Origin of the sequence: Kitasatospora nipponensis, from assembly GCF_039528135.1 — a bacterium.
Lineage (GTDB): Bacteria > Actinomycetota > Actinomycetes > Streptomycetales > Streptomycetaceae > Kitasatospora > Kitasatospora nipponensis.
Map to the genome: position 1 here is coordinate 1 of NZ_BAAALF010000632.1, position 807 is coordinate 807.

Consider the following 807-nt stretch of genomic DNA (forward strand, 5'->3'; position numbering starts at 1 on the left):
GGCCGCGCCCGCCAGCGGGGAGCGCAGCAGGGGCGTGCGGGTGGGCGGGGCGTGCGGCGGCTCGGGCGGGGTCGGCGCGGTGCGGGCCGGATCCGTGCGGCGCGGGCGGCTGCGCCCGGCCACCGCCGCCCGCAGCAGCACCTCCCGGTCGGCCGGGAGCAGCGCGAGGGCGGCGGCCAGCGCCTGGGCGGAGCGCCGCTGCGGTGCCCGGCTCCGTCCGGTCTCCAGCTCGCTGATGGCCCGCACGCTGACCCCCGAGCGGGCCGCCAGCTCACTCTGGGTGAGCCCGGCGGCCCTCCCCCGGGCCATCAGTTGGCGGCCGAACTCCGAGGCCGTCGGAGCCGGTTGCTGTCGCTGAGCATGCACGGTGGAAGGTCACCTCGCCTCTCGCTGACCCCCGTGGCGTGCTGCGGCGTGCCGCGGCGGCTCGATCTTCCCCGTCGACCCTGAACGTTCGGTAACGGAGAGGCTACGCGGATCATCGAAAGTGCATGCAACCCGGGGGCGCCGCGCGACGTGTGTGGAGTGCGGCCGACTGCGGCCGGCCCGAGCAGGGGAGGCGCTGATGGGAACGGAAGGCCGCGATGACGTGCGGTTCGGCGAGTTGCTGCGGCGACATCGCCGGGCGGCCGGCCTGACCCAGGAGTCGCTCGCCGAGGCCGCGGCGATGAGCGCGCGGGCCGTGCGCGACCTGGAGCGGGGCCGGGCGCGGGTGCCGCAGCGCCGGTCGGTGGCGGCGCTGGCGGGCTCGCTGGGGCTGGCCGGCGCGGCCCGCGAGCGGTTCGAGCGCGCGGCCACCGCCCAGCG

The 807-nt window shown here is 78.6% G+C and carries 2 protein-coding genes; one reads left to right on the forward strand and one right to left on the reverse strand.

All coding sequences use genetic code 11. The features are described 5' to 3' along the window. Positions 1-366 (reverse strand): helix-turn-helix domain-containing protein (locus ABD323_RS42380; protein ID WP_344447385.1); only part of this gene is annotated, 366 nt, incomplete at its 3' end. A gap of 199 nt (positions 367-565) precedes the next feature. On the opposite strand from ABD323_RS42380, the gene ABD323_RS42385 reads away from it, so the two are divergent. Further along, on the forward strand, positions 566-807 hold a 242-nt coding region (locus ABD323_RS42385), incomplete at its 3' end, for a helix-turn-helix domain-containing protein (protein ID WP_344447386.1).